The 25,850-nt window shown below is 61.5% G+C and carries 21 protein-coding genes; 6 read left to right on the top strand and 15 right to left on the bottom strand.

Features of this window, described 5'->3' with window-relative positions:
- Nucleotides 1-35 precede the first annotated feature (35 nt).
- From metF to KGA97_RS04565, 3 genes are all read left to right on the top strand, one after another.
- Nucleotides 36-881 carry a methylenetetrahydrofolate reductase [NAD(P)H] gene (gene metF / locus KGA97_RS04575; RefSeq protein ID WP_008045026.1) on the top strand — a complete coding sequence of 282 codons (846 nt, stop codon included), beginning with the start codon at nucleotides 36-38 and terminating at the stop codon, nucleotides 879-881.
- A gap of 196 nt (nucleotides 882-1,077) precedes the next feature.
- Nucleotides 1,078-1,893 (top strand): substrate-binding periplasmic protein, encoded by an 816-nt coding sequence (locus KGA97_RS04570; RefSeq protein ID WP_223480271.1) that lies wholly within the window; start codon nucleotides 1,078-1,080, stop codon nucleotides 1,891-1,893.
- Between the two features lie 222 nt (nucleotides 1,894-2,115).
- Nucleotides 2,116-3,990, top strand: coding sequence for a DEAD/DEAH box helicase (locus KGA97_RS04565; protein WP_223434062.1), 1,875 nt, complete (start codon nucleotides 2,116-2,118; stop codon nucleotides 3,988-3,990).
- 250 nt (nucleotides 3,991-4,240) lie between these two features.
- Here the strand turns inward: KGA97_RS04565 and KGA97_RS04560 are convergent, their stop codons facing one another.
- From KGA97_RS04560 to KGA97_RS04550, 3 genes are all read right to left on the bottom strand, one after another.
- Nucleotides 4,241-4,837, bottom strand: coding sequence for a YceI family protein (locus KGA97_RS04560; RefSeq protein ID WP_008033318.1), 597 nt, complete (start codon nucleotides 4,835-4,837; stop codon nucleotides 4,241-4,243).
- 32 nt (nucleotides 4,838-4,869) lie between these two features.
- On the bottom strand, nucleotides 4,870-5,421 hold the full coding sequence (locus KGA97_RS04555; RefSeq protein ID WP_008033319.1) for a cytochrome b: 552 nt from the start codon (nucleotides 5,419-5,421) through the stop codon (nucleotides 4,870-4,872).
- Between the two features lie 252 nt (nucleotides 5,422-5,673).
- A complete protein-coding gene (locus tag KGA97_RS04550) occupies nucleotides 5,674-7,440 on the bottom strand; it encodes a flavin monoamine oxidase family protein (protein ID WP_008045037.1) in 1,767 nt (588 codons plus the stop codon).
- A gap of 223 nt (nucleotides 7,441-7,663) precedes the next feature.
- Between KGA97_RS04550 and KGA97_RS04545 the strand changes: the two genes are divergently transcribed.
- Together KGA97_RS04545 and KGA97_RS04540 are read left to right on the top strand one after the other, a co-directional pair.
- Nucleotides 7,664-9,070, top strand: coding sequence for an adenosylmethionine--8-amino-7-oxononanoate transaminase (locus KGA97_RS04545; RefSeq protein WP_223480270.1), 1,407 nt, complete (start codon nucleotides 7,664-7,666; stop codon nucleotides 9,068-9,070).
- Between the two features lie 140 nt (nucleotides 9,071-9,210).
- Nucleotides 9,211-9,930, top strand: coding sequence for a 16S rRNA (uracil(1498)-N(3))-methyltransferase (locus KGA97_RS04540; RefSeq protein WP_223480269.1), 720 nt, complete (start codon nucleotides 9,211-9,213; stop codon nucleotides 9,928-9,930).
- 113 nt (nucleotides 9,931-10,043) lie between these two features.
- Here the strand turns inward: KGA97_RS04540 and trhA are convergent, their stop codons facing one another.
- The gene (gene trhA / locus KGA97_RS04535) at nucleotides 10,044-10,661 is read right to left on the bottom strand and encodes a PAQR family membrane homeostasis protein TrhA (RefSeq protein ID WP_008033324.1); all 618 of its coding nucleotides are present in this window, start codon (nucleotides 10,659-10,661) and stop codon (nucleotides 10,044-10,046) included.
- Nucleotides 10,662-10,894: 233 nt separating this feature from the next.
- On the opposite strand from trhA, the gene KGA97_RS04530 reads away from it, so the two are divergent.
- On the top strand, nucleotides 10,895-11,809 hold the full coding sequence (locus KGA97_RS04530) for a LysR substrate-binding domain-containing protein (RefSeq protein WP_008033325.1): 915 nt from the start codon (nucleotides 10,895-10,897) through the stop codon (nucleotides 11,807-11,809).
- 110 nt (nucleotides 11,810-11,919) lie between these two features.
- Here KGA97_RS04530 and madM read toward each other — a convergent pair whose 3' ends face one another.
- From madM to KGA97_RS04475, 11 genes are all read right to left on the bottom strand, one after another.
- Nucleotides 11,920-12,684: a malonate transporter subunit MadM gene (gene madM / locus KGA97_RS04525; RefSeq protein WP_008026230.1), complete on the bottom strand. Its 765-nt coding sequence runs from the start codon at nucleotides 12,682-12,684 to the stop codon at nucleotides 11,920-11,922.
- Nucleotide 12,685: 1 nt separating this feature from the next.
- The gene (madL, locus tag KGA97_RS04520) at nucleotides 12,686-13,102 is read right to left on the bottom strand and encodes a malonate transporter subunit MadL (protein ID WP_008026228.1); all 417 of its coding nucleotides are present in this window, start codon (nucleotides 13,100-13,102) and stop codon (nucleotides 12,686-12,688) included.
- A gap of 65 nt (nucleotides 13,103-13,167) precedes the next feature.
- A complete protein-coding gene (gene mdcH / locus KGA97_RS04515) occupies nucleotides 13,168-14,079 on the bottom strand; it encodes a malonate decarboxylase subunit epsilon (protein WP_192416725.1) in 912 nt (303 codons plus the stop codon).
- The gene (locus KGA97_RS04510) at nucleotides 14,076-14,696 is read right to left on the bottom strand and encodes a malonate decarboxylase holo-ACP synthase (RefSeq protein ID WP_223480268.1); all 621 of its coding nucleotides are present in this window, start codon (nucleotides 14,694-14,696) and stop codon (nucleotides 14,076-14,078) included. The genes mdcH and KGA97_RS04510 overlap by 4 nt, the downstream gene beginning before the upstream one ends.
- On the bottom strand, nucleotides 14,690-15,493 hold the full coding sequence (mdcE, locus tag KGA97_RS04505; protein WP_223480267.1) for a biotin-independent malonate decarboxylase subunit gamma: 804 nt from the start codon (nucleotides 15,491-15,493) through the stop codon (nucleotides 14,690-14,692). The genes KGA97_RS04510 and mdcE overlap by 7 nt, the downstream gene beginning before the upstream one ends.
- On the bottom strand, nucleotides 15,490-16,353 hold the full coding sequence (locus KGA97_RS04500; RefSeq protein WP_008045051.1) for a biotin-independent malonate decarboxylase subunit beta: 864 nt from the start codon (nucleotides 16,351-16,353) through the stop codon (nucleotides 15,490-15,492). Before KGA97_RS04500 ends, mdcE begins: the two co-directional genes overlap by 4 nt.
- Nucleotides 16,346-16,645, bottom strand: coding sequence for a malonate decarboxylase subunit delta (locus KGA97_RS04495; protein WP_154912939.1), 300 nt, complete (start codon nucleotides 16,643-16,645; stop codon nucleotides 16,346-16,348). The genes KGA97_RS04500 and KGA97_RS04495 overlap by 8 nt, the downstream gene beginning before the upstream one ends.
- The gene (locus KGA97_RS04490; RefSeq protein ID WP_223480266.1) at nucleotides 16,645-17,520 is read right to left on the bottom strand and encodes a triphosphoribosyl-dephospho-CoA synthase; all 876 of its coding nucleotides are present in this window, start codon (nucleotides 17,518-17,520) and stop codon (nucleotides 16,645-16,647) included. Before KGA97_RS04490 ends, KGA97_RS04495 begins: the two co-directional genes overlap by 1 nt.
- A complete protein-coding gene (gene mdcA / locus KGA97_RS04485; RefSeq protein ID WP_008026213.1) occupies nucleotides 17,520-19,190 on the bottom strand; it encodes a malonate decarboxylase subunit alpha in 1,671 nt (556 codons plus the stop codon). The genes KGA97_RS04490 and mdcA overlap by 1 nt, the downstream gene beginning before the upstream one ends.
- 201 nt (nucleotides 19,191-19,391) lie before the next feature.
- Nucleotides 19,392-19,847 carry a chemotaxis protein CheW gene (locus KGA97_RS04480; protein WP_008026207.1) on the bottom strand — a complete coding sequence of 152 codons (456 nt, stop codon included), beginning with the start codon at nucleotides 19,845-19,847 and terminating at the stop codon, nucleotides 19,392-19,394.
- Entirely contained in the window at nucleotides 19,840-25,845 is a 6,006-nt protein-coding gene (locus tag KGA97_RS04475) for an Hpt domain-containing protein (protein WP_223480265.1), read from the bottom strand. The genes KGA97_RS04480 and KGA97_RS04475 overlap by 8 nt, the downstream gene beginning before the upstream one ends.
- Nucleotides 25,846-25,850 lie beyond the last annotated feature (5 nt).

The raw sequence follows: 25,850 nt of genomic DNA, 5'->3' as shown, positions 1-25,850 counted from the left end.
GACTGCAAGGCTTACGCGTTTCCAAGGATATGACCATGTCCCAAGACCGTCGCTACAGCTTCGAGTTCTTCCCTACGAAGACCGACGCTGGGCATGAAAAGCTGCTCGCCACTGCTCGTCAGCTGGCCACGTACAACCCCGATTTCTTCTCCTGCACCTATGGCGCTGGCGGTTCGACCCGTGATCGAACCCTCAACACCGTGTTGCAGCTCGAAAGCGAAGTCAAAGTCCCTGCCGCACCGCATCTGTCCTGCGTAGGCGACAGCAAGGACGACTTGCGCGGCCTGCTGGCGCAATACAAGGCTGCCGGCATCAAGCGCATCGTTGCCCTGCGCGGTGACCTGCCTTCGGGCATGGGCATGGCCAGCGGCGAAATGCGACACGCCAACGACCTGGTCCAATTCATTCGTGAAGAGACCGGTGATCATTTCCACATCGAAGTCGCCGCCTACCCGGAGATGCATCCGCAAGCGCGCAATTTCGAAGACGATCTGACCAATTTCGTGCGCAAAGCCAACGCTGGCGCCGACAGCGCGATCACCCAGTACTTCTTCAACGCCGACAGCTATTTCTACTTCGTCGAGCGTGTACGGGCGATGGGCGTGAACATCCCGATCGTGCCGGGCATCATGCCGATCACCAACTACAGCAAGCTGGCGCGTTTCTCCGATGCCTGCGGTGCGGAAATCCCGCGCTGGATCCGCAAGCAACTGGAAGCCTACGGCGACGACACCCAGAGCATTCAAGGCTTTGGTGAACAAGTCATCACCGAAATGTGCGAACGCCTGCTGCAAGGTGGTGCGCCAGGGCTGCACTTCTACACACTGAACCAGGCTGAAGCGAGTCTGGCGGTGTGGAACAACCTGAAGTTGCCGCGCTGATAAACGTTTAAAGCAAGATCAAAAGATCGCAGCCTTCGGCCACTCCTACATTCGGGCATGTTTAATCCCTGTAGGAGCGGTCGAAGGCTGCGATTTTTTGCTTTCTACGTACTTTTATTGTGATGCAACACACGGAGATAGAGCATCTGCAGTCGGTTTCTGGCTCTTTCCCGTTTCTCGTCGTAATCTCAAGCCCATGCCTTTGATCCCACAGTTAATTGCCGTGCTGGTTTTCACTTGCCTGAGCTTCGCCGCTCGGGGCGAGAAGCTACGCATTGTCACTGAACCGTGGGCGCCTTATGTCTACGAGGAAAATGGCAAATCACTGGGCCTGGACTACGAAACCACGGCCATCGTCTTCAAGCGCCTGGGGATCGAAGTCGAGTGGCAGTTCCTGCCGTGGAAACGCTGCCTGTCGATGCTTGAAACCGGCCAGGCCGATGGCGCGCTGGACATTTTTCACAGCGACGAGCGCGAGGCGACCCTGCTCTACCCCAGCGAACCGCTCTCGGAAGTCCAGTTCGTGCTGTTCTATGCCAACGAACGCCCGCATCCGTTTAGCACCCTCGACGATCTGAAAGGCCTGACGATAGGCACCTCGCCGGGTTATCTGTACAGCCCGGACTTCCGTGAATCGACGCTGTTCACGCGCGAACCGGCGCCCACCCATGAAGCCAACTTCGGCAAACTGGTGCGCGGCAGGATCGACCTGCTGATCACCGACCGCCGGGTGGGCCAGCATTTGCTCGACGAATTGAATATCCGCGACCAGATCAGCGAAAACCCGACCGTCATCAGCCAGCAGAGCCAGTTCCTGGCAGTGCGCCGCAACGCGGGCATGGATTTGCTGGTGCAGCGTTTCGGCGCCGAGCTCAAACGATTCAAGCGTGAACCCGCGTACGCCGAACTCAGCGCCCGTTATGGCGCCGGTCCGGCTACCAGCACGAAAACTGCCGGGACCACCGCTGCCCGCGAAAAAACCGTTGAGCAGCAGGAAAGCGGCGCGCAGTGATTGCTCTGTTATACTCCGGCCTTCCCGCCAGGCTCACGCCCGGACGCTCGGACTTGTTCAAGGCATCTCGACCCCGCTACAGCGCAGCTTTTCAGCCCGCGCGAGCGCTCCAGACGAGCCTTCGAGGCCCAGCAGGACCGGACGGGATTGCGTCCTCTTAAACGCCATTCGCGCCAGGCAAGACTCCCATTGGGCCAAGCCCTAACTAAAACAGGATTACTCATGTCCTTTGCTTCCCTCGGTCTCTCCGAGGCTTTAGTCCGCGCCATCGAGGCAGCGGGCTATACCGAGCCTACTCCGGTGCAACAGCGGGCCATTCCCGCCGTGTTGCAAGGTCGCGACCTGATGGTTGCGGCTCAGACAGGTACTGGCAAAACCGGTGGCTTCGCCCTTCCGATCCTGGAGCGGTTGTTCCCTAACGGTCACCCGGACAAATCCCAGCGTCACGGCCCGCGCCAACCGCGCGTACTGGTCCTGACCCCTACCCGCGAACTCGCGGCTCAGGTACACGAGAGCTTCAAGGTCTATGCCCGTGACCTGAAGTTCGTCAGCGCCTGCATCTTCGGCGGTGTCGGCATGAACCCACAGGTTCAGGCCATGTCCCGTGGCGTTGACGTGCTGGTGGCCTGCCCTGGCCGCCTGCTCGACCTTGCCGGCCAAGGCAGCGTCGATTTGTCACACGTGGAAATCCTCGTGCTGGACGAAGCCGACCGTATGCTCGACATGGGCTTTGTCCATGACGTGAAGAAGGTCCTGGCCCGCCTCCCGGCCAAGCGTCAGAACCTGCTGTTCTCGGCGACGTTCTCCAAGGACATCACCGACCTCGCCGGCAAGCTGCTGCACAACCCGGAACGCATCGAAGTGACGCCGCCGAACACCACGGTCGAGCGTATCGAGCAACGGGTTTTCCGCCTGCCAGCCAACCACAAGCGTTCGCTGCTGGCGCACCTGATTACCGCGGGCGCCTGGGAACAGGTGCTGGTGTTCACCCGCACCAAGCACGGCGCCAACCGCCTGGCCGAATACCTGGATAAACATGGCCTCAGCGCCGTTGCCATCCACGGTAACAAGAGCCAGAACGCGCGCACCAAAGCCCTGGCCGACTTCAAGGCCGGCGAAGTGCGCATCCTGGTCGCTACTGACATCGCCGCGCGCGGCCTCGACATCGACCAGTTGCCACACGTGGTCAACTTCGAACTGCCGAACGTCGACGAAGATTACGTGCACCGTATCGGCCGTACTGGCCGTGCCGGTCGTTCGGGCGAGGCGATCTCGCTGGTGGCTCCGGACGAAGAAAAACTGCTGAAAAGCATCGAACGCATGACCAAGCAGAAAATCGCCGACGGCGACCTGATGGGCTTCGATTCCAGCGCCGTGGAAGCCGAGAAACCGGAAGTGCGCGAGCGTCCGGACGTGCGTAACCCGCGCAACCCACGTGGCCCGCGCGGCGACGGTCCGAACGGCAGCGGCGGTGGCGGCGGTCGTAAAGACAAGGGCAAGGACAAGGGCGGCAAGGAAAAACCGGCGGCCAGCGGCCGTGGCGAGCGCCCGGCACGTGAGCAGAAGCCACGCGAAGGCACGCCTGCCCGCGAGCAACAGCGCCCGGCGCCACGCGCTGCCGCTGATCGCGCTCCGGACGAGTTCCTGGACGACGATATCGATAACTTCGGTAACCGCGTCGACTACGTGCCTCAAGCCAAACCGGCCCAGGGCCGTGGCCGCCGTCCGGGTGCTCCGGCACAAGGCACGGCCGCTGGCGCAGGTGCTCCACGCACCGGCGGCAAGCCTCAGGGTCGCCAAAGCGGTCCACGCAGCAGCGACGGCGCCTCCACTGGCACGCCGCCAGCCAAGCGCAGCGGTCCACGCAACGGTGCACCACGTGACGGTCAGGCCCGTCGCGAAGAAGGCCGCAACCGTCGCCCGGCACGTGACGAGCAGTCTCGCTCGGAACCAGCCGTGCAAAACCCGCGTGGCCCGGCTCCGAAGATCATTCACAAGGAGTCGAAAACCGATCGTTTCCCGACACCTGAACAGCTTGATCAATTGCCAGGCCGTCCGCGCGGTGAAAAACCAGCGTTGCTGACTCGCAACCGCTGATTTGACGCAGCCATGAAAAATGCCCCTGATCTCACGATCCGGGGCATTTTTTTATGCATGACGCAAACCCCCTGTGGGAGCGAGCCTGCTCGCGATGGCGGACTGTCAGCCAACATATCTATCGAAGGTGATGGCCTCATCGCGAGCAGGCTCGCTCCCACAAGGGATGTGCAGTACCCATTCTTTTGGCAGGCAATAAAAAACGCCCCCGATCGCGAGATCGGGGGCGTTTTTGTGTCAGGCGCGAAAATTACTTCGCTTTGACACCTTCAAACGTCACGTACAGTTCAACCGCGTCGGACGCTGGGCCCAGGTCTTTCTGCTTGCCGAAATCGGAACGCTTGAGGTTGGTGGTGCCTTCGAAGCCGGCACGGTAGCCGCCCCATGGATCCTTGCCTTCACCCAGGAAGGTCGCCTTGACCACGACTGGCTTGGTCACACCAGCGATGGTCAGATCACCCGCCACGTCCGCAGTGTCTTTGCCAGCGGCGTTTTTGCCGGTGGATTTGACGCTGGTGGAAACGAAGGTGGCTTTAGCGAATTTGCTCGCGTTCAGGAAATCACCGCTGGCGATGTGCTTGTCACGTTCGGCGTTGTTGGTGAAGACGCTGGCGGTGTTCACATTGAACTCGATCTTGGCGTCTTCAGGCTTGGCAGCGTCGAAGCTGAACTTGCCATCGATATCCTTGAAGGTACCGGTGATGAAGCTGTAGCCCAGGTGGCTGATCTTGAAGTCAACGAAGGCGTGCTGGCCTTCCTTGTCGACGACATAATCAGCGGCCATTACGTTACCGGCGGACAGCAGAGCGGAACCGATTGCCAAAGCGGCGAGGGTCTTTTTCAACATGCTTTCTATTCCTTTGGAGTCGAGGTTGAACTTCAGGCTTTGCGACCCAGCATTCGAGTAAGGGTCGCATCACGATCGATAAAGTGGTGCTTCAATGCTGCCAACGCATGGAGACCGGAAAAAATTACCAGCACCCATGCCAGATACAGATGAATCTCACCGGCGGTGTCTGCCTGGTCCGGTAGTCCGGAAACCAGTGCAGGAACTTCGAACAGGCCAAACACCGGAATCCCGACACCATCTGCGGTGGAAATCAGGTAACCGGCAATCATCACAGCAAACAGACCCAGGTACAGGAACGAATGGCCAAACTTCGCGCCCATGCGCGTCAGCCGGCCATAGCTTTCCAGCGTTGGCGGTGGTGGGCTGATAAAGCGCCACAGCACCCGAAGCACCATCACGGCCAGCAACACCAGGCCAATGCTCTTGTGCAGCTCCGGCGCATCTTTGCGCCAGGTGCTGTAGTAGTCGAGATCGACCATCCACAGGCCCAGTGCAAACAGACCGAAGACCGCCAGCGCCACGCCCCAGTGCATGAAGATGCTGACCCAACCGTAGCGGGAAGAAGAGTTACGTAGCTGCATGCCCAAATCCTGTGAGAATTGCGACCAAGACTATCGAGTTATCTATCGAATTAAAGCGGAAAATTTCGCTTTGAAATATCGAGAAATACGATCAAGAGTCTGAAATCGGTGAGTTAAGGAAAGATTAACGACCAATGTGTGAAAAAAAATGACGCCCAGATCAAGAACACCAATGCCATGAGATTTATTCAATTCTTTTCTTCGGGCATAAAAAAACGCGGCATTTACGCCGCGTTTCTTTAATCCAGACGCTTACTGCGCTTTGGTATCAGCTACCGGGGTCGCAGCAGGTTTGGCTGCTGGTTTCTTCGCCGCTTCAGCTTTCTTTGCCGCCGGTTTGACCGGAGCTTTTTTGGTTTCGGCAGCAGGCTTTTTCGCCGGCGCCTTGGCCGCAGCCTTCTTGGCCGGCTCGGCTTTCACCGGGGCGGCAGGTTTCGGCGCTTCCACTGGCGCAGGGGCCGGGGCTGCTACTGGAGCCGGTGCCGGGGCTGGCGGTGTGACGGGCTCTGGCGCTTTCACGGGTTCCGGCTTCTTGTCGTCGTCCGAAGAACCACCGAACAGGTTGCTGAAGAAGTTGCCTTTCTTCGCCGCCACTGCGCCGGCTGCTGCAGCAGTCGCTGCCGGGACAACCTTCGCCGGTTCAAACGACTTGCCGGCCGCCAGGTCTTCAACCTGACCGGCTGCACGCTGACCGGTGCGCAACGCGCCTTCCAGAGTGCCCGGGTACAAGGTGTCGGTGTGTTCGCCAGCAAACGCTACGCGTTGCAGCGGACGTTCCCACAGGCGCCAGAACTTGCTGATCTGGCCCGGACCGAAGGCCAGGTAAGCGCCGCCCATCGACGGGTCGGTGCTGTAGCGACGGATTTCATAACCGGTGAACGAACCGCGCGCCTGTGGATAAAACGTGTGCAAGCGAATCAGCACCTGATCGGCCATCTGCTTGTCGCCGAAGGCCTGCATCACTCGTGCGTTGTCGCCGGACAGGTTGATCACCACGTTGGCGCCACCCTTCAGCGCCGGCTCGACCCACAACATGCCCAGGCCGGTGTTGCTGTAGATCTCGCCGGACATGCGCGCCTTGCTTTCCCAGACCGGCGTCTTGAACTTCAGCATGATCTGGTCGCGCCAACCGTAGTTGGTGCCTTTGATCGCGCCCATGTGCTGGGCATCCAGTGCCGGGGTCATCACGATTTTGTTGAGGGCGCGCAACGGCACCGCGACCACGACGTAGTCAGCCTGATAGCCGACGCTGCCGACCTTGACGGTCACGCCGTCCTTGTCCTGGGTGATGGACGAGACCGGGGAACTGGTCTTGATGGTTTTCAGCTGTTTGACGAAGGCTTGTGCCAGCACTGGGCTACCGCCCAGCAGGCGTGAAGCGCGCAGGTCACGGTCGGACACGCCACGGTAAACCCGGCTCTGTTGTGCGTAGTACAGCAACGACAGGCGCGAAGGTTCGTCATAACGGGTACGGATTTGCTGATTGATCAATTGACGAGCCGTGGCTGGCAACGTCAAACGGTCGAGCCAGTTGGAGACGTTGATCTGATCCAGGGCATGCAGCGCGCTGGTCGCTGCAGGGTTCAGCGGGTCTTCGATCGAGCGTGCCAGGTCGTCCAGGGTCTTCTCGTAACGCTTGAGCGCGTCAGCGGTGGCCGGCTCTTTGGTGGCCAGGTCAGCGGCGGTGTAATACACGCCGTCGATCAGGTAGCTCGGCGTGCGCACGAATTCAGGGGCCGGCGTGGTGCTCAGCTTGAAGGTCGATACGTACTTGTTCAAAACCGGCTGAGTCTTGTCGTTGCCGATCCATTCGCTGGTGGCCATGCCGGAACGACCGCCCAGGGTCGGCTTGGCTTCCAGCAGGGTGACCTGCCAGCCTTTGTTCTGCAGTTCGTACGCCGCCGTCAGGCCCGAGAGCCCGCCGCCGATCACGATCGCCGTTTTATCCTTGGCCAGCGCAGACACGCTGAACAGCCCCAACATCACCAGCGCACAGGCGCGCAGCCAACCAGCAGACATTCAGCGAACTCCGGAAATACACGTAGAAAAAAGCGGTTTTGCGAGTCAGACGACTCAAAGAACCGCGAAGAATACGTTAGCCATCAAAGGGCCGCCAGCGACGTCTATCGCCCTATACAAAGTAGCTCATTCGACACAATGGGTTGTCCCGATGCCACGCATTGCATAGGCTTGCGCGATTGTATGTCCGCGCCTGTCGCGGACCGCCTCGAGGAGACTGGAAATGGGCCTGAATAATCAGTGGATGCAACGCGATCTCGCCGTGTTGTGGCATCCCTGCACCCAGATGAAAGACCACGAACAGCTGCCGCTGATCCCGATCAAGCGCGGTGAAGGCGTGTGGCTGGAAGACTTCGAAGGCAAACGCTACCTCGACGCCGTCAGCTCCTGGTGGGTCAACGTGTTCGGCCACGCCAACCCGCGTATCAACCAGCGCATCAAGGATCAGGTCGATCAGCTGGAACACGTGATCCTCGCCGGTTTCAGCCATCAGCCGGTGATCGAGTTGTCCGAGCGTCTGGTGAAGATGACGCCGGAAGGCCTGACCCGATGCTTCTACGCCGATAACGGTTCGTCCTGCATCGAAGTCGCGCTGAAAATGAGCTTTCACTACTGGCTCAACCGCGGCCAGCTGAACAAGAAGCGCTTCGTCACCCTGACCAACAGTTACCACGGCGAAACCATGGCGGCGATGTCGGTGGGCGATGTGCCGCTGTTCACCGAAACCTACAAGGCGTTGCTGCTGGACACCATCAAGGTGCCGAGCCCCGATTGCTACCTGCGCCCTGAAGGCATGAGCTGGGAAGAGCACTCGCGGAACATGTTCGCCGCGATGGAACAGACCCTGGCCGAAAACCATGACACCGTCGCGGCGGTGATCGTCGAGCCGCTGATCCAGGGCGCCGGCGGCATGCGCATGTATCACCCGGTTTACCTGAAACTGCTGCGCGAAGCCTGCGACCGTTATGGCGTGCACCTGATCCACGACGAAATCGCCGTCGGCTTCGGTCGCACCGGAACCATGTTCGCCTGCGAACAGGCCGGCATCCGCCCGGATTTCCTCTGCCTGTCCAAGGCCCTGACCGGCGGTTACCTGCCGCTGGCGGCGTGCGTGACGACGGAAGATGTCTACAGCGCGTTCTACGACGACTACCCGACCTTGCGTGCGTTCCTGCATTCGCACAGTTACACCGGCAATCCGCTGGCGTGCGCGGCAGCCTTGGCGACGCTGGATATCTTCGAAGAAGACAACGTGATCGAAAACAACAAGGCGCTGGCCCGGCGCATGGCCTCCTCCACCGCGCACCTGGCCGATCATCCGAACGTCTCGGAAGTGCGTCAGACCGGCATGGTGCTGGCCATCGAGATGGTCAAGGACAAGGCGACCAAGGAAGCTTATCCGTGGCAGGAACGTCGTGGCTTGAAGGTGTTCCAGCACGCGCTGGAGCGCGGTGCTTTACTTCGACCGCTGGGCAGCGTGGTGTATTTCCTGCCGCCGTACGTAATTACCCCGGAGCAGATCGACTTTCTGGCGCAAGTGGCCAGTGAAGGGATCGACATTGCGACACGCAACAGTGTGAGCGTGTCGGTGCCGCAGGATTTCCACCCCGGTTTCCGCGATCCGGGTTGATTGATCACACACAGCGATCAATGTGGGAGCGAGCCTGCTCGCGATGCAGACGCCGAGGTCTTTCTGATCATCCTCGGTGATGCTATCGCGAGCAGGCTCGCTCCCACAAAGACGACCAACACCTTTTTCAGAGAACCCGCATGAGACTGTCCCGCTTCTTTATCGACGCCCCCCTGAGCACTGGCGAGCACGAGTTGCCCGAGGCCCAGGCCCATTACATCAGCCGCGTGCTGCGCATGGCCGAGGGTGATGCGTTGCAACTGTTCGACGGTTCGGGTCATGAGTTTCGCGCGACGCTGGTCGAGGTCGGCAAGAAGCGCGTCGTGGTGCAGATCGACGAAAGCTTCGCCGGGCCAATCGAATCGCCGCTGCAGATCCATCTCGGCCAGGGCCTGTCCCGTGGCGAGCGGATGGACTGGGCGATTCAGAAGGCCACCGAACTGGGCGTGACCGAAATCACCCCGATCTTCAGCGACCGCTGTGAAGTCCGGCTGAAGGACGAGCGCGCCGACAAGCGCCTGATGCACTGGCGCCAGGTGGCAATCAGCGCGTGCGAGCAATGCGGGCGTTCACGGGTGCCGGTGATTCACCCGCCGGTGTTGTTGGCGGACTGGCTGAAGCAGACCGAGGCGGAGTTGAAGCTGGTGCTGCATCCGGTGGCTGAGCCGTTGGTGAGTCATGCCAAACCTTCAAGTCTGGCATTCCTGATCGGTCCGGAGGGAGGTTTGTCCGATGCCGAAGTCGATCAGGCCAAGGCCAGCGGCTTCCAGGCCGCCCGCCTCGGCCCGCGGGTGTTGCGCACCGAGACTGCTCCAGTGGTTGCACTGGCGGTTGCCCAGCAACTTTGGGGTGATTTCTAGGCCGCCATCGCTAGCAGGCTAGCTCCCACATTGAATTTTGGGTGTTCACCAGTTTCATGTTCACTGGAGATTTCTGTGGGAGCTAGCCTGCTAGCGATTGGCCGCGACGCGGTTTAAAGGACGTAAAACATAATCGCCACAAAGTGCAGCAAACTCCCCGCGATCACGAACAAATGCCAGATCCCGTGCGCATGCCGCAACCGATGATCCAGTGCAAAAAAGATAATCCCCACGGTGTACAAAATCCCGCCCGAGGCCAGCCAGGCAAACCCGGCTGTGCCCAGCGCCGCCAATAGCGGCTTGACCGCCACCAGCACGATCCAGCCCATCACCGCGTAAATCACGATCGACAGGATCCGCGCTTCCGAACGCGGCTTGATCTCCTGAAGGATGCCGATCAACGCCAGCCCCCAGACAATCCCGAACAACGTCCAGCCCCACGGCCCGCGCAGGGTCACCAGGCAAAACGGTGTGTAGCTGCCGGCGATCAACAGGTAGATCGAAAAGTGATCGACCTTCTGCATGATCGCTTTCTTGCGCCCGCGCACGCTGTGGTAAACGGTCGATGCGCTGTAGAGCACCATCAAGGTGAAACCGTAAATCGCCACGCTGACGATTTTCCAAGGGCTGCCGTCCATGCCGGCGATCACCAGCATCCACACCACCCCGACCGTCGCCGCCACCGCCCCGACCAGATGCGTCCAGGCGTTCAATCTTTCCCCGTGGTACATGTGTTGCTCACCTCACAATCCAATGCAGCGTTGCGCAAGGCTCAGGCCTCAAGCGTAAAAGCGCAACTCTTCAGTACACCCTCACACCCTGTAGGAGCCGGCTTGCCGGCGATTGGCCCTCAAGCGTTACGATAATTTCAAGGCCGCCATCGCCAGCAAGCTGGCTCCTACAAAGGTCTGCGTGAGGCCAGAGAATTAGGCACAATCGAGCCATTCGAATAAGAGTCACGCCCATGCTGATCGATGAAGAGTTGACCCTGAAAAAACTCGAGGTGTTCCTCGCCTTCATGCGTACCGGCAATCTGGCTCGCGCCGCTGCCGAGTTGCAGACCAGCAACGTCAGTGTGCACCGGGCGATCCACTCCCTGGAAAGTGCCCTGCGCTGCCCGCTGTTCAAGCACGAAGGCCGTAACCTGACGCCGCTGGAAAGCGCCTACGTACTGGAAGAACGGGCACAGAAGCTGATTCAGGACGTGGTCGAAACCGTGCGCCTGACCCGCGAAGCCGCAGGCTTCTCGGCTGAGCGCTTCAAGCTGGGTTCGTTGTATTCGCTGACAGTGAAGACCGTTCCGCAACTGATCATGGGCCTGAAAATCCGCCGCAGCGAACTCAACATCGACCTGATCCTCGGCTCGAATTTCGACCTGTTGTACAAGCTCAAGAACATGGAAGTCGACGCGATCCTGGTGTCTTTGGACGAGAGCGTGAACGACCCGGATTGCGAGCAGATCCCGCTGTTTTCCGATGACATTTTCCTGGCCACCCCGGCGGATTCGAAGTTTGCCCAACGCACGGAAGTCGACCTGGCCGAAGTGCGCGACGAGACGTTCATTACCCTGACCCAAGGCTTCGCCACGCACCAGGATGGCAATCGGGTGTTCAAGCAGGCGGGGTTCGAGCCGAAGGTGGCGATGCAGGTCAACGACATCTTCACCCTGCTGAGCATGGTCAGTTCGGGGGTGGGTTATGCGTTGCTGCCAGGAAGGATTGCAGCGGTGTATGAGAACCGGGTGAAACTGATTCCGTTGCAGGAAAAGTATCGGTTGCAGCAGCACATCGGCGTGGTGTTTTTGAAGGCCAAGGAGCGCGATCCGAATTTGCTGGCGCTGCTGGCGGAGTGTCGGATGTATGCCAATCGCCAGGCTTAAGACCGAGGCGCGGCCATCGCGAGCAGGCTCGCTCCCACATTTGGAATGCAATCCCCTGTGGGAGCGAGCCTGCTCGCGATGGCGTCATAACAATCGCTACAACTCCCGGACTAACCAACAATCCCGCGAACAATGAAATACAGCAGCGATGGCCCAAGCAAGCACCCAAGCCCGGTGTGGAACGTCGCCGTCAGAGCCCCATAAGGCACCAACCGCCGATCCGTCGCCGCCAACCCAGCGGTCACACCGCTGACCGTACCGGCCAACCCGCCAAACACCATCGCCGAGCGCGGGTTATCCAACCCCATCCAGCGCGCTGCCATCGGCGTGCCGACCATCACCAGAATCGCCTTGATCAACCCGGTGGCAATCGACAATGCGACCACATCGGAACTCGCACCAATCGCCGCGCCAGTCACCGGCCCGACGATGTACGTCACCGCGCCCGCACCGATGGTGGTCATGCTTATTGCATCGCGATAACCAAACACCCAGGCAATGCTCGCCCCGACAATGAACGGCAACACCGTGCCCAGCAACAGCGCAATCACGCCGATCATCCCGGCCTTTTTCGCTTCGGTGGCCTGCACTTCGAACGCCGTGGCGACGATGGCAAAGTCGCGCAGCATCGCCCCGCCCATCAAACCGATACCCGAGAACAGTGTCAGGTCCGCCAGACCTTTTTGCCCGCCGGTCATGGTGCCGCCGACCCACGCCAGGACCAGGCCGATGACAATGGCAATCGCCGAGCCATGAATCCGCCCGAACGTCAGGCGTTTCGACAACACCACCGACACCCACATGATCACGCCAACGAACGCGAACGCCGTGACCAGACCGTTAGTTGCCAAGCCTTTCTCGATGACTTCCAACATATCAGCGGCCTCCTACTGGCGTGCCAACGGGCGTGAGTTCCGCAGGTTCATCAGGCAACGGTTCGCCTTTATGGGTCCGGCTGATCAGGGCAATGGTGCAACCGCAGAGCACCACCGAACCGATGGCCGCGAGCACCGCCACCGGGCCGCCGTGCAACGCGGTCACGACGTTCTGTTGCGCCGCCATCGCCACCACCACCGGAATGTACATGGCGCCCCAGAAGCCGACGCCCATCTCGCAATCCTTGGTCATGCCGCCGCGCTTTTGCATCCACAACCGCGCGCAGATCAGCAGGATCATCGCGATCCCGACCCCGCCCACATTGGATTTGACGCCCAGCAATACGCCCAGCGCATCGCCCAGAATCACCCCTGCCAGCGTACAGATCGCCAACAGCGCCACACCGTAAATAATCATTGTTGTAGTCCTCAAAGTGCATCGTCGAATGTTGTTTTTGTTGTTCGAAGGCCTGAGTCGGAGGTCTAGAGTTGGTGGCTTCCCTCCTCACGCAACAGCGCCTGCAAGGTGTCGAGCCGCGCCCCGTCGAAGGCAATCACGGTGCCCTGCTCGAACACCCGGCGCGCCAGCCCGGTCAGCACCGCACCGGGCGGCAGTTCGATCTGTAGCCGTACGCCGCGCTCGTAGGCGCTTTGTACCGTGCCGCGCCAATCGACGATGCGGCACATGTTGTAAGCCAGGTCTTCGCGCAGGGCTTCGATGTTGATGATTGGCCGGGCGCGACTGCCGCTCAGGTAACCCACCGACGGGCTTTTCAACTGCACGCGGGTGAAAGCTTCGGCCAGTATTTTCGCCGGCGCATCCAGCAGCGGGCAGTGCGACGGCACGCTGACGGCAAGTCGCTTGGCCAGGCCTGCGCCGCGCCCTTTCGCCAACTCGGCGACGGCCTTCATCGCACCGTCGCTGCCGGCAATCACCACCTGGTTATCGGCGTTGATGTTGGCCAGGTAAACCGGCGTGTCGACGCTGTGAACCTGCGCCAGCAAGCCTTCCACCGTGGATAAATCGAGACCGATGATCGCGGTCATGCCGTAGCCCTGTGGATAAGCCTGCTGCATCAATTCACCGCGCAGGCTGACCAGATGCAGCGCATCGCTGAAGCTCAAGGCACCCGAAACCACGGCGGCCGGATAAGCACCAATGGACAAGCCCGCCACGTAATCCGGCGTCATGGATAACTGACGCGAAGCCGCGACACCGGCAATCAACAGGCACAGCTGAACCGCCCGTGTCGATTTCAATGCTTCAGCGCAATCCAGCTGCAATGCGTCTTCGCCAAGCACTTCGCTCGCCTCGATCACCGTCTCGCGAGGCAAACGATGGAGCATGCCCGGCTGCTGCGCGCCCTGACCGGGGAACACCAGCAAACTGCTCACGCTGCTTGCTCCTGCGGGTTCCACGGATCAATCACAAGATAGGCTTCACTGGCGTTTTTCAGCAACACCCGACGCGCAGGACCGGCCCATTCACGCAGGGCGACGGCACCAAATGGCGTCTGCAATTGCATGTCCACCTGGCACTTGGCGCGGTCCAGAATTTTCAGCAGTTCCTGCGCCTTCAACCGTTCCAGAACCTGCGGCGTACGCAGGATCAGATCCAGATCGCTGCCCTCATGCAAGGCAACAACGCCACTGGCCAATTCAAATCCGGCACTGCCGCTGACGCCCCACACCCAACCGCAGCCATCGAGCAACGGCCGCAATTGGTTGAGGGCCTGCACGGCGGGCAAATCCCGATCGATCGAGACATGACACAGCGCTTCCGGTGTGACCCGACGCTGAACCGCATCGACCGCCATCACCGTCGCATACCGCTGCTCACGCAACCGTCCACGAACCCCGACCGCGATGAAACCCGGCGTACTCAACGCACGCCGAACCACCACCGGCTGACCCGCGCTGATCGACTCGATCACCCACGCAGGCGCCTGCGCAGGCAACTGCTCCGGGGTCATCCCCCACAGCAGGTCGTGAGCCAGAAACGTGTTCACCACTGCGCTCTCAGCAGTTGGCGAACCGTGCTCGACGCGGCGCGGTTGCTCGCGCCCAAGCGGCTGCTCAAATCGCGACCGCTTGCGGCAACATCGCCAATCGCCAGATTCAGGCATTCCGTCACCCGCGCCAGATCCGCTGATGTTGGCTGCTCAATCTGGTCCACCGACAAGGTTTCCCACAGCAAACCGAGACTGGCGTAACTGTCGATGTCATACGCCATCGGCGGCACGCTGGCGGCCAGTGCTTCCAGTTCTTCGACACTGCGCAAGGTCACCCGCGCCGCTGACGCCTTGCCCATCGCATGCACCATCACGCCCGGATCACGCAGGGCGATCAGCCGGTTAGCCTGGTAGCCATGAGCCAAAAACGCTCCGGACATCGCCTTGCCTACCAGCAAACCAATCACGGCGTGGCCAGCCAACCGGGCGCGGGCATAACTGTCCGCCGCGCCCGCCAAGGCCTGATGAATGCCCAGCGCTTCTTCGCGCCGACCGTAAGCCTGACTCGGCACATCGATGATCGCGATCACGGCGCGCTTATGCGATTTATCAGCGTCAGCCACGATGATTTCATCCACAGCCTTGGCCAAGCCCCAACCTTCCAGCAAACCCACTTCACCGTTGCGAGCGCGGACGAAGCGGTTGTCGGGATCTGCCACCACCGCGACAAACCGGACCGGTTGTTCACCCACCACACCATCAGCGGCTTTCAGTGATGCAGGCAAACCCTCCACCGGTTTCGCGCCTGCACTCAAGGCGTTGAACCAGTTCAAACCTCTCAGGGAATACGAACTCATGAGCGCTCTCCTTGATACAGATCGCGAACCGTTGCCGCATCGATTTGCGGCTCGGCGTCCAGGCGGGCCAGTCGTTGCAGGAACAGATCGGCCTGACGACTGCGTTGTTGTTCCGGCAAGCCCTGTTGCAGCAAGTCACTGACCTGTTGCCGGACCTGCGCCACGTCGTCAGCAACAAAGCGATCCACCAGACCGCTGGCAAAGCGTTGCTCGCCACCGGTCAGGCTCCAGATGAACGGACGGTCGCGGGAGTCGTATTCCTCAAGCCCGGCTTCCTGTTCGATCACCTGCGGGCCGTTCAGGCCAAGACGCGCTTCCTGAGTCACCAACAAATAGCTGCACAACCCGGCGGCAATCGACATCCCGCCAAAGCAGCCGACGCTGCCCGCCACCACGCCGATCACCGGTTGGTACTGGCGCAGATCGACAATCGCCGCATGAATGTCGGCAATCGCCGCCAACCCGAGGTTGGCTTCCTGCAAGCGCACGCCGCCGGTTTCCAGCAGCAACACGGCGCGGGTTGGAATGCCGTTGCGGTTGTCTTCAGCGGCGAGTTCCAGCGCACCGGCAATCTTCGCCCCGCCGACTTCACCGAGGCTGCCGCCCTGGAAAGCGCCTTCGATGGCGGCGATCACCACCGGCAAACCGCCGAGGCTGCCCTTGGCAATCACCACGCCGTCATCAGCTTGCGGCACCACGCCCTGGCGCGACAGCCAGGGCGACATGACGCGTTGAAACGGGTCGAGCAATTCGCGGAAGGTACCGGCATCGAGCAAGGCTTTCGCCCGTTGCCGCGCGCCGAGTTCGATGAAGCTGCGTCTTTGTAGGTATGGCTGGGGGAGCGCTGCACTGTCAGTCATGGCCGATCTCCTCAAAGCCTTGTTCCAGACGCAAGCGCACCACACCGGGGGTCGCGCCGAAATCGTGGATATCGATGGCCATTGCCGGTGGTGTCTGGCCGTCGAACATCCGTGCGAACAGATGCTGCCAGCGTTGTTCGGCGCCATTGACCGAGGTCTGCACCTTGATGGTCAGCTTGCCGGTCTGACCCGGTTCGATCAGCACTTCCAGATCGCCCGAGCCGACACAACCCACCAGCGTACGACCGCGTGGCGGCTGCCCGGCGGGGAATTCAAAGGATAAGGTTTCCATCAAAACGCTCCCTGGTTGATGCCGTCAGCCGACGCAATGCGGTCGATAAACAGGCAGGCTGCGAGCAAGTCCGCAGCGCCGCCGGGCGAGGCATTCAACGCGATTAATTGTTCGTCCAGCTCATGCAAGCGCCGGCGACCGGCAAGGCTGGCGCTGCCACCCGCGTCGAGCACTGCCTGGGCGCCGAGTTGCATGGTGTGCAGGCCTTGTTCGCCGGCGCGGTAGAGCACGCAGGTGTCACTCAGTTGAGTCATGATCGCCAGCAGCGCATCGAGCCGGGCGTTCTGTTCGCCATGGCCGGCGGCGCGGCTGCGTTTGAGTTGCGGCAGTGCGCGTTGAATCACCGAAGGGAAACCGAGTTGCGCTTCTTCACGGGCACCACGCGCGCCGTAGCGTTGGGCGACTTGCGCGCCGTGGCTCAGAGGACGCGGGGCGAAACGGTCGCCGAGTATCGCCAGTCGGGCGGCGCGCAGCGTCACCGTGCTTGCGTGGATATTCGAGCAGTCCAGCGCGGCGGCAGTGACCAGCAGGCCCAACGCCCAGATCGCGCCCCGATGTGTATTCACACCGTTAGTGGTGGCGAGCATGGTTTGCTCTCCTTCCCGGCCAATCCGCCCAATCGCTTCGCGCAGCGGTACACCGACTTCGCCAAACGCGATGGCCGATTCCGCCATTTCCTTGAATGCTGGCCAAAGCGACAACGCCGAAGCGTGCATCAGCCCGAGGTGCAAATCGGTGTGTGCGCCGTTGCCGCGACGATCCACCAGCGCCGGTTTCGGTGACAGGTCCGCTTCGTCGATCAGCGCGTCCACTGCCAGGTCCGCCAGCCGTTCGGCCAGCGACAGAGGTTTGGGTTGCAGGTTGAATGCGTGCATTACCAGCTCCTGAACTTGGCGGGCGGGTTGTAGAGGCCACCGGACCACTCGACCAGATCGGCCACGCTTTTGGCGGCGAGCAATTCGCGGGTGGCGTCGGTGCGACGGATGCCGAGGTCTTCAGGCAAGGCGATCAAGCCTTCGCGACGCATCCGGGCGGTGTCTTTCGGGTTGTGACGCAGGCCGATGGCAGTCACCCCAGCGACGGCGGCGATCATCGCCTGACGCTCTTCCAGCGAACGCGCCTTGTACAAATAGGCGATGCCTTCTTCGGTCAGCAGGTGGGTGACGTCGTCGCCGTAGATCATGATCGGCGCCAGCGGCATGCCGCTTTTCTTCGCCACTTCAATCGCGTCGAGGGTTTCGACGAAGGTCGGTTTGCCGCCCTCCTGGAAGGTCTCGACCATTTGCACCACGAGTTTTTTGCCGCGTTCGAGCAAGGGTTCCGGCGCATCGCCGTGGCGCATGTCGAGCCAGGCCGGCGTGCCGTGACGCCGCCCACGCGGGTCGTGCCCCATGTTCGGTGCCCCGCCGAAACCGGCCAGGCGCCCGCGAGTCACGGTGGAAGAATGGCCGTCGCCATCGACTTGCAGGGTCGCGCCGATGAACAGGTCCACCGCGTATTGCCCCGCCAGTTGGCTGAACATCCGGTTGGAACGCAGCGAGCCGTCGCGCCCGGTGAAGAACACGTCCGGCCGCGCAGCAATGTAGTTTTCCATGCCCAGTTCGGTGCCGAAGCAATGCACGCTTTCGACCCAGCCGCTTTCGATCGCCGGGATCAAGGTCGGGTGCGGGTTGAGCGTCCAGTTTCGGCAGATCTTGCCTTTGAGGCCGAGGGATTCGCCGTAGGTCGGCAGGATCAATTCGATGGCGGCAGTGTTGAAACCGATGCCGTGGTTCAGCGACTGCACGTTATGTTTTTCGTAGATCCCGCGGATCGCCATCATCGCCATCAGCACGTGCACAGGCTTGATGTGCCGTGGGTCGCGGGTGAACAGCGGCTCGATGTAGAACGGCTTGTCGGCCACCACCACGAAATCGACCCAGGACGCCGGGATGTCGACACGCGGCAGGTCAGTAACGTCATCGACAAGCTGGTTCACCTGAACGATGACGATGCCGTCGCTGAAGGCCGCTGGTTCGATCAATGCGGGCGTGTCTTCGGTGCTGGGGCCGGTGTAGATGTTGCCGGCGCGGTCGGCCATGAAACCGGCCGAGAGCACGACGTTGGGAATCAGGTCGACCACCAATCGTGCGTAGAGCTCGATGTAGGTGTGGATCGCACCGATTTCCAGCAGGCCGTCTTCCAGCAATTGGCTGATGCGCAGGCTTTGGGTGCCGGCGAAAGAGAAATCGAGCTTGCGGGCGATGCCGCGTTCGAACAGGTCCAGATGCTCGGAGCGCCCGACGCTGGGCATGATCATGTGCAGGTCGTGGAGCCTGGCAGGATCGGCCTTGGCCAGGGAGCGCGAAAGGAAATCCGCCTGCTTCTGGTTGTTGCCCTCCAGTACCACGCGGTCGCCGGGCAGGATTAACGCCTCCAGCGCTGCCACGATGTTGTCGGTGGGCAGCACCACACCGTCAGCCAGGCCCTTGACCAACGCCAGACGCCGCTGCTTTTCGCTGCGCCGCCGCGTCCATCGCGAGTCGGGGGATATTGTTGTTGTCATGACCACTCCACGGGTTCGCTGTCGTGGGAGTCACCTTAGGAGGGTTGGGTGGGGGGCATCAATCAAGCAGAGAGACGGATCGTTACGGTCAGGGTAATGGTTGGCAGGACGGACGCCTTCGCGGGCAAGCCTCGCTCCTACAGGGGGTTTGTGTGCGCCCCGATCCATTGTAGGAGCGAGGCTTGCCCGCGAAGGGGCCAGTCAGACCAGCCCGGCACTCACAAGCAACTCCTCCAGCGCCAGCAAGTCAGGCACTTTGGCCACTTGATCACCCACCTGCACCGCCGCCTGTTCCAGCGCACACAACGGCACATCCACATAGCTGAGCTGGCTGTCGAGCTTGTAGGAGCGAGGAATCCCCTGCACCAGCAACGCGATGAATTTCAGCTCCGGTCGCCCGCCGAGGGCATTGAGAATCACGATCCGCGCGCGCTCGCCAATGACGATTTTATCGCCGCATGCCGACTCAAAACTGAGCAACGGAATCTGCCGCTCCCGCCAGCTAACCCGCCCCAGGTACCACGGCGGCGTATCGAGATCGAACGCCCCCGGCTGATAGTCGATCAACTCCGCCACCGCGACGTTGGGCAAAATCAGGTTGCGGTCAGCCAGGGGCAACAGCAGCCCGGTGAGGTTGCTGGTGCGATGTTCAAGCATGGGTTTTGCTCCACAGGGCGATGCTTTCGAGCAGCACCGATTCCTGATACGGCTTGCCGAGGTAGTCGTTGACGCCAATGGCCATGGCGCGGTCGCGGTGTTTCTGGCCGGTGCGCGAGGTGATCATGATGATCGGCAGGTGTTGCAGTCGCTCGTCGGCGCGCACTTGGGTGGCGACTTCGAAACCGTCCATGCGCGGCATTTCGATGTCCAGCAGCATCAGGTCCGGCATGTGATCTTCGAGCAGCAGCATGGCATCGACGCCGTCCTTGGCCGTCAGCACGTTCATGCCGTGGCGTTCGAGTAAACGACTGGTGACCTTGCGCACGGTGACCGAGTCGTCGACCACCATGACCAGCAAGGGCTTGTGCGGCTCGGGTTCGGGGTCTTGAAGCAGCCGTCGTTGCGGCACCTGCGCCTGCATCGCGCGGATCGGCGCCAGCAGATCGATAATCAGCACCACGCGGCCATCGCCCAGAATCGTCGCCCCGGACAAACCCTGCACCGCCGCAAATTGTGGGCCGAGGCTTTTCACCACAATCTCGCGGGTGCCGGCCATGGCATCGACCTGCACCGCGATGTGGCGCTCGTTGCATTGCACCAGCAACACCGGCAACGGCAGGCTCTGGCCCAGCAGTTTCGGGCGTGTACTGGTTTTCAGCAGTTCACCGAGGTAACACAGTTCATAGTGCTGCCCGGCGTATTTGTAGGTCGGCGGATCGAGCCGGTAATGCCCTTCGAGTTCGTTGGGCAACACACGCACGATGCCGTCGATGGTGTTCAGCGGGATCGCATATTGATCCTCAGCGCACTGCACCATCAGCGCCCGGTTGACCGACACGGTGAACGGCAGGCGAATGCGAAAATGCACGCCCTGCCCCGCCACAGAGTCGATGCTCATCGTGCCGCCGAGTTGCCGGACTTCTTCATGAACCACGTCCATGCCCACGCCACGCCCGGAAATCTGGGTGATTTTCTCGGCCGTGGAAAACCCCGGCTGCAGGATGAACTGCAGCACGTCGCGGTCGCTGATGTCGCTGTCAGCGGCGAGCAACCCGCGCTTGACTGCCTTGCGCCGCACCGCGTCCAGCGGCACGCCGGCGCCGTCGTCGCGGATGTCGAAAATGATGTCGCCGCCCTCGCGGGACAGGTCGAGGGTGATCCGCCCTTGCGCCGGTTTTCCGGCCGCGATGCGCACGTCTGCGGATTCGAGACCATGGTCCACCGCGTTGCGCAGCATGTGTTCCAGCGGCGCGGCCATGCGTTCGAGGACGTTGCGGTCCATCTCGCCTTCGGCGTTGCCGACCACGAATTCCACCTCCTTGCCCAGCTCGCTGGAGACCTGGCGGACGATGCGCTTCAAGCGCGGCAACATCCGCTCGAACGGCACCATGCGCGAGCGCATCAGGCCTTCCTGCAATTCGGTGTTGATGCGGCCTTGCTGTTGCAGCAGGTTCTCCGCGTCCTGATTGCGCCGGTCGAGGGTTTCCTTGAGGTCAAGCAGGTCGGATGCGGATTCGAACAGCGCCCGCGACAGCTGCTGCAACTGCGAGTGACGGTCCATTTCCAGCGGGTCGAATTCTTCGTAGCCCGAGCGTTCAGCGTCGACTTGCTGGCGGCTGAGAATCCTGCCCTGGGTTTCGGTATCGAGCCGGCGCAATTGGTCGCGCATGCGCTCGATGGTGGTTTCCATTTCGTTCAGCGCCACGCGCGCATCGTTGACCTGCTGTTCGATGCGACCACGGAAGATCGAAGTTTCCCCGGCCAGGTTAACCAGATCGTCGAGCAGTTCCGCCGAGACCTTGACCATGTCGGCACCGGTATCGGCTTGTGGCGCAAGCGGCTCGACCTTGGGTGCAACCGGTGTGGCAACGGGTGTTTCCAGCACTTCCGGATGGCTGAAATTCCTGATCGCATCGATCAGCCGATCCGCTGGTGGCAACGGCTGACCGGCGCGGGTCGCGTCGAGCATCTGCGCCAGTCGGTCATGGCTGCTTTGCAGCAGGCCGAACAGCGCGGCGGTCGGTTTCAACACACCGGCGGACAAGCCTTCGTAGAGAAATTCCAGCTCATGGGCGAGGTCGCCGATCGGGCCGATTTCCACCATCCGCGCACCGCCCTTGAGGGTGTGCAGATCGCGCAGCAGAGTTTCCATTTCCTGACGATTGGCAGGTTCGGCCTGCCAGCGAACCAGCGCCGCGCCGGAGTTTTCGATGATGTCGAAACCTTCCTCGAGGAAGATCTCCAGCAACTCCGGATCATGCCCCGGCGAGTCCTCGGCCCGCACAGGCTCGGCGACTTCTGGCGCACTGGCGTTGCCTTGGCGGAACTGGCGAATGGCTTCGATCAGCTCACCCGGATCCCCCAGTGGCTTGTGGTGCTGCAATTGCTCAAGCAGTTGCGCCAGTCGGTCATGGCTCTGCTGCAACAGCTGCGCCAGGGTTTCGTTGTGGCAGTAACGGCGATCGACAAGCCCTTCGTAAAGGCTTTCCAGCTCATGGGCGAGGCCTGCGACCGGCTCGACTTCGGCCATACGCGCACCGCCCTTGAGCGTGTGCAGATCCCGCTGCAACGACAGCAACGGCGCGGCGTTGTCCGGGTCTTTCAGCCAGCGCTGCAAGGCCTGACCGGCGCTTTCGAGGATGTCCACCGCTTCTTCGAGGAAGATCGAAACGATCTCGTCGTCGAGATCAACAGCGCTGTCCACTGTAGGAGCCGGCTTGCCGGCGATGGTCGTTAACGATGACGCGTTTTCACTGGATGAATGCGGCGCCTGTGAGTCCATCGCCGGCAAGCCGGCTCCTACAGGGGTTTGTGCCAGTTCGGCGGTGGCGCTGCTTAGTTCGCGAATGCTCAGGGTGCGGCTGCCGTCGCTGCGGATCAGGCCCATGGCCGATGGGTCGAGGCTCTCATCGAGCAAGCCGCGCAAGGCCCGGATGCGCTCCGGTTGCGGGCTGACTTCCTGACCGGCCGCGAGTTCGTCGAGCATGTTGATCAGCGCTTCGTGGGCACTTTGCGCCTCATGGAAAAACGCCTCGCTGACCGCCAGGCTGCTTTCTTCCACGGCGCCGTAGAGATCGAGCAAGGCTTCGCAGAGCTCATCCACCGGATGCAGATCGGCAAGGTGCGCGCCTTCGCCGAGGGTGGTCAATTCATCCAGAAGCGCGCTGAGTTCCTGACGTTCACCGGGGTGCTGCTGCCAACGCTGCAACAGGCTTTCGGCGTCCAGCAGGATGTCCATGCCCTGGGCCAGGAAATTGTTGATCAACTGCGGATCGCGCTTGGTTCTGAGCGCCATGCTCGGCGTGCTCAACAGGGCTTCCAGGCGTTCAGCCAGCAGCGCCTGAGTTCTTTCGATCAACGAACGGGCCCCGGGAATCTCGGCCAACGGATCGACCTTGAGCTGTCGCAGCCCGACGCGGAACACGCCTTCGGCCTCCAGCAGCAGTTCGACTTCGTCGAGGTCCAGCGCGATCAGGTGCGCCTTGTATTCACGAGCCAGTTTGTCCAGCGGCGTCGCCAGCTCGGCAATCGGCAACACGCCGGCCATCGACGCGCTGCCTTTGAGCGTGTGCAAGGCACGTTGCAGTTCGTCGCTGGCCTGCAACGGCACATGTTCGGCGGCCTGATCGAGGAAGCGGTTGAGGCTGGCCAGATGGGTTTCGGCTTCGTTGCGGAAGATCTCCAGCAGCAACGGATCGAGGGCGGCGACATCCTGCACGTCCTCATCGGCCAACGGCTTGTCACCCTTGGCGAGTGCGTGTGCGCGGGCGGCCAATTGGTCGACGTCGTTGCGCTGACGCTGAGCATTGCCGGCAAATTCAGCCACCAGCTCCGGCAGCAGGTTCAATACATCGCCGAGCAATTGCTGCACCGCCGGCCCCGGTTCAACGCTGCGTTCCAGCACGCGGTTGAGCAGGTTTTCCACGGCCCACGCCAGTTCACCCAGCACCAGCGCGCGCACCATCCGGCCACTGCCTTTGAGGGTGTGGAAAGCTCGGCGCAGTTCGCCCAGGGTCGATTCGCTCTCGGGGTTGGCCGCCCAGCGCGGCAAGTATTCCCGGAGGATTTCCAGGACCTCGTCAGTTTCTTCGAGGAAGACTTCGCGCAGTTCATCGTCCACCGGTTCTTCACCCGGAGGCGGTGGCAACAGGCTGCCCGGCGTATTCAGGGCGGGTGGATTGACCGCCGACACCGGGTTGGCGAGGACATCGGCCAGGGTCTGGACGACGTCGGGATCGTCCAGTTCCTGCTGGTCCTGCATCACCTGCGCCTCACTCGGGCTTAGCACTTCATCCAGCACAGGGACATTGTGTTCACTGGGGAAAAAGCCGAGCGCTGCCAGGCTCTTTTCCGCAACGTCGAGCAATTGTTCACCGGACGCTTCAGCGTCGTCGCTCAGACGTTCAAGGTAATACTCGATGCTGGTGATGACGTCGGCCAGGCTGTCCAGCGCCTGCCAGCCAGGCTGGTCCGGGTCGAGCAGCAGATGCTCGCGGATAAAGTGATTGCAGGCGTCGATCAGGCTCGCCGCACGGCTCAGCGGGATCATCGCCAGCGCGCCGCGCACCTGAGTGAGCAAGGCCGGCAACGGTTGCAAATGCTGGCGGTCCCAGTCGGCGTCGATGTAGTCGACGATCATGTCCTTGGCCTGTTGCAGGCAGATGCGTGCTTCCTTGATCACGATCTGGTGGATCTGCGTCAGGTCGGTGGTCGGCAAGCGGCTGTCTTCCTGGCTCTCCGGCTCGACCGTGCCGACCATCCCGGCGAGTGTCGCCTCGACGTAGAGCAAGGCGCCGGCGACATCCATCAGGATCGCGTCGTTGGGTTCGCGTTGCCCCTGAGCGAGGCTCAACACCACCGCGAGCTGATCGATGATGACCTTGCGCGGCTGACCAAAACCGAGCACCGCCAGGGTGTCGGCGATTTGCCGCAAGGGTGCCAGCAAGCTATCGAGGTCTGAGGCATGCTGGCGGTCGCTGCGCACGAACAGGTCGAGGCGTTCCTTGACCCGCACCAGTTCTTCGCACAGCGCGGCCAGCACCGAGCGCATGGCATCGCGATCTGGGCCGGCCAGCCGCGCCCGTTCTTCGTCGACCATCGCGCTGTCAGGCAGCGCATCGTCCAGTCCATAGCGATCTTTCATGGTCAGCATCTGCCCGGTGGGGTGTTCGGCTTTGGCGATGTAAAACAGCAAACTCTTGAGCAACTCCGGCGGCGCCGGCTGATTGATCGCGCACATGCCCTGTTCAAGCAGGCGCTTGAGTTCTTTGTCGGCGTCCTTGAACAGGCTGCGCAGGGCCGGGCTGTTGGCGATCGAGCCGCCGCGCATGCCTTCGACCAGCGCCGAGGCAACGTGCCACAACGGGCTCAGCGGCGCATTTCCGCACAGCCCTTCGAGGCGTAAAAATACGGTGCTCAGGTAACCGAGATGGGTGTCGTCATCCTGCTCGCGCAGCAACCCGACCAGGGCCATCTGCAACATCTGGCGCAATTTGCGCAGCACGTTCGGCAGGTCCGCCGGCTCCAGCAGCGCCAGCGCCTCGTCATCCAGTGGCGGCAAGTCCGGTAATTGCGGGGTGAACAGGCTGGTTTCCGATAACAGGCTTTCGCCACGGGCACTGCGCAGGTCGTTGATCAACGGCAACACCACCAGCGGCAGGTCGCGGCGCGCGCCTTGTACGCGGTCGAGATAGATCGGCAGTTGACCGATCGCTTGCAGCAACAAGTGGATCGCCTCGTCGCGATGGATGACGCGGTTCTGCTGCAAGGCGGCGGTCAGTTGTTCCATTTCTTCGGCGAGCAGGGCCGCGCCGTAGAACTCGACCATCTGCAAGCTGCCGTGAACCTGATGGATGCACGCCAGGCATTCACTGAGGGCGTGCGTCGCCTGAGGGTCATCAAGCAACGTTTCAATCGCCTGGTGAGCCACTTTCAGTGTTTCGGCAATCTCGCCTTTGACCCACTCGAGGGCCACATAGTCGTGCCGATCACCCATAACCA

The organism is Pseudomonas sp. BF-B-15 (genome assembly GCF_019946675.1).
Classification (GTDB): Bacteria; Pseudomonadota; Gammaproteobacteria; order Pseudomonadales; family Pseudomonadaceae; genus Aquipseudomonas; species Aquipseudomonas migulae.
The sequence above is the reverse complement of the archived record's forward strand: the minus strand, read 5'-3'. Positions and strand labels throughout refer to the sequence as shown.